The sequence below is a fragment of the Methylocystis sp. JR02 genome, from assembly GCF_030063565.1.
GTDB lineage: Bacteria > Pseudomonadota > Alphaproteobacteria > Rhizobiales > Beijerinckiaceae > Methylocystis > Methylocystis iwaonis.
The window spans coordinates 1-3,015 of sequence record NZ_JASIRC010000005.1; the positions used below are offsets into that span (position 1 = coordinate 1).

The window sequence follows — 3,015 nt, forward strand, 5'->3', positions numbered from 1 at the left end:
TAGGCCTCTGCGAGCAGGAAAGCGTGGCGCGTATCAGCTGGGACAGCAGACGCCGCTTTCACTAGCCAAAATGCCCGTTCTTCGATAGGCAACGCATTCCACCAGGCTATGCCCACGTGAGGGCTTTCCTCATGCAATGGAAACACGCCTCCACCGGCTTCCTCGTCATCTTCCAACAAGGTCAGTTTCCATCCACCGCCCAGCTCGGGCGCTCGTGGCGTGATCTTGTAGCTACGGGTTTTCATACGTTGGCCTGTGTTTTCAATACCGCTTGCTTGGCTTCCTTGAGAATGCGATAGACCGAAGCAACACCGATGTCTAGTGCCTTGGCAATCTCATCCTTGGTCAGTCCTTTTGCTTCCAGCGCCAGCACCTTATCGGCCTTAGCTTTTGCTGTTGGTGCGCGGCCTTTGTACTTGCCTGCGGCCTTGGCAGCAGCAATGCCTACCTTCTGCCTTTCAAGCATGTTTTCTAATTCAAATTGAGCTATTGAACCAAACAGATTGAAGGTGAGGCGACCTTGTGGAGTACCCGTGTCCACGTTCATATCAAGGATACGGATGGAAGCGCCAGCGGCAGCTACAACGGCTTCGATTTCCATCATGTGAACCATTGAGCGGGCTACCCGAGACAGACTGGTGAACACGAGTACATCGCCTTGCTTGATCTTCTTGAGAACCTTAGCAAATTCGGTTCTTTCTTCCATCTTCACTGAGCTGACTTGCTCCCGGAAGATCGTTTGATCGGTGCATCCAGCAGCCTTGAGTTTAGCCACTTGATCGTCCAGTCCTGCGACTTGGCTGACTGTTGAAGTTCTCGCGTATCCGTATATCATCATCACATCCTATCTTTGAACTCTTGATGCAATGATAAACTATCACTAGGGCCAATACAAGCTATTTTTGATAGTCTTTTTTGCTTGCTGGCGCTACTACTGTTCAACCAGGATCGTGTGATAGGTCAGACTTGGCTTGATTGAAGACCGCACCGGGACGAGCTGAGTCCGTACCAGGACTTCAAAGAGTGTCGGATGCGAAAGAGGATTTGCCGAAGGTTGTTCGTGTTCCAGTCGCGCAAACGAAGCGTTTTGTAGCCTTCTTCATTCAAGATTTTGACCATCTCATCTTGGCTCATGCCTTGAGCAATCATCTCTTTGATGCGGCGGATCGAGCGGTCGGCTTGGCGTTGGTCGTGGGTTTTCTCGTTGCTCATGTGTGTCTCCAATCTTGATTTAGTTTTTGTGGTGGTGTTGGTGGCATTTTTTGCACCAGGGTTCTAGTTCGTTGGCAGGGACGAACACTCTTTCTCTGTAGGCTGCAATGTCTGCTGGCGCTGTAGAGGCGAGCTGGCCTACTTCGTTCAGGTGATGGCATTCCGCTTCATCTCTTCGTACCAGGGCAAAGCACCTCTGACATTCGACTAGGCTTGCTTGTCGTCCGTTCGGCAGCACAATTCGCTTTACACGGCCCTGTATTGCTCGCCACTTCTGCTTCATGGTCATTGATTCTTTTCGGATCATGCTCACGACCTGGGCGACTGTCTTACCTTCGTACTGACTTAATCCATCCATACTGTTTAGCTCCTGTTCGTATGTACCTATCCGTGTATGCGTATGCAGCAGATACAACTCCCCCTCCCCCTATCGACGTGGCTAGCCTTCAAGGTGTTTTTGTCCACGTTTGAGGAAGGGATGCGACGTTTTCGGGAGAGGGTGCTTTCGTTTGATTGGGTGAAAGCTACGAGGTCATTCAACGGATAGGGAGGCGAGCGCCTCTGCTGAAATGGAATGACTAACCGCCGGGCTGTGGCCTTTTCATGGCCCGGAAAAATGAAGAACTCGCTTGCACTCGAAAAGGGGGCAAAAAAGTGCGCCTATGGCGGCTGCGAGAGGGGAAATTGAGGTATTTATGACTGCTGACTAAGCGCAAGCAAGAGAAAACCTGCTTGAGAGGAACTGCATTGCTATCTAACAAAGATAGTAACATTTGAACTTCAATTTGTCAAATCTTGCAATATCAGATAAGCAATTTTTGAAAATTAAATAGAAAGGCAAGTGCGATTGCTAAGCACTTCGCCGCTCTACCAATGAAAGGAATATGGCTATAGGGGGGCTTTAGACGGCCTACAAGGCCTTGAATCAGGAATCTGATACCTGGCGCTATGTTCAGGAATTTGTGAGCTTGTAAGGGCTTTTGACCAACCAGGCGTCGGCGTTCGCCTTGTGAAGCGGATTGCACCCGGTTTGAGGGGCATCCGGCACTATGTGCTGAAATATAGACAAGGCTTTGCGCCTCCCCTCGTGCTCCCCACCAAAACCCTAGGACACGCTAACTAGACACCTTGGCGCGCTATCGCTTGCTTGCGCACCGATGATGACCCCATCGGCACGCCCGGTTTCATTTGAAAGGCGGGAAAGAAAAAACCTTGAAAACCTAAGAACCTAAACAGCTGCATCCCCATCCTTACGGATGGTGAGCAGGAGAGGAAAGGGAAACGGCTACCCTACCCATTGAAGGGCATCGAGTACCGTTCCCATCGTTCTTACGGACGGAGCCGCAGTGTTCGTCAGGGGCGCTGAAACAGTCACAGTTCAACGCTTATCAGTTCATGGGTGTGATCCCATTGTTCTCTGGTCTGAATGGCTCAGTGTCGCTCTAGAACTTCCATCTTGACGACTACCCAAGGAACCCCCAGACCGAGACAGACGGACGCATGAGGGGTGCTTAGGGACTTACACAGGTACAGATACAGGAATGTACAAAGACATTCACAAATGTGAGATGATTCAGGTGGGCGCAAGCTGGCCGCACACGTGGCGCAATCACTGTGTGAGTCCCTGAAGAATCTTGGCGGATTCAACAGGCACCCCAATATCGCATAGGTGCTGACGGTTGGCAACTACGCAACGCTTCAAAGATACGCCCTAGGCTTCCCTCAAAAGGTTCCTGGGGCGTTTTCTTTTGATAGGTAGGCTAAGTCCCTGTCCATTCCTCGCCTTCATCCAGGGCGGCATCG

At 50.9% G+C, this 3,015-nt stretch carries 3 protein-coding genes; all 3 read right to left on the bottom strand.

Annotated elements, in window-relative coordinates:
- A partial coding sequence (locus QNA11_RS20575) for a hypothetical protein (RefSeq protein ID WP_283484574.1) occupies positions 1-245 on the bottom strand: 245 nt, incomplete at its 3' end.
- Positions 242-838 (bottom strand): recombinase family protein, encoded by a 597-nt coding sequence (locus tag QNA11_RS20580; protein ID WP_349362235.1) that lies wholly within the window; start codon positions 836-838, stop codon positions 242-244. The genes QNA11_RS20580 and QNA11_RS20575, both read right to left, overlap by 4 nt.
- 122 nt (positions 839-960) lie before the next feature.
- A complete protein-coding gene (locus tag QNA11_RS20585; RefSeq protein ID WP_283484575.1) occupies positions 961-1,212 on the bottom strand; it encodes a recombinase family protein in 252 nt (83 codons plus the stop codon).
- Positions 1,213-3,015 lie beyond the last annotated feature (1,803 nt).

Bases quoted from the DNA above. Each gene is read 5' to 3' on its own strand.
- QNA11_RS20580 (WP_349362235.1), bottom strand. From the start codon at position 838: ATGATGATATACGGATACGCGAGAACTTCAACAGTCAGCCAAGTCGCA.
- QNA11_RS20585 (WP_283484575.1), bottom strand. From the start codon at position 1,212: ATGAGCAACGAGAAAACCCACGACCAACGCCAAGCCGACCGCTCGATC.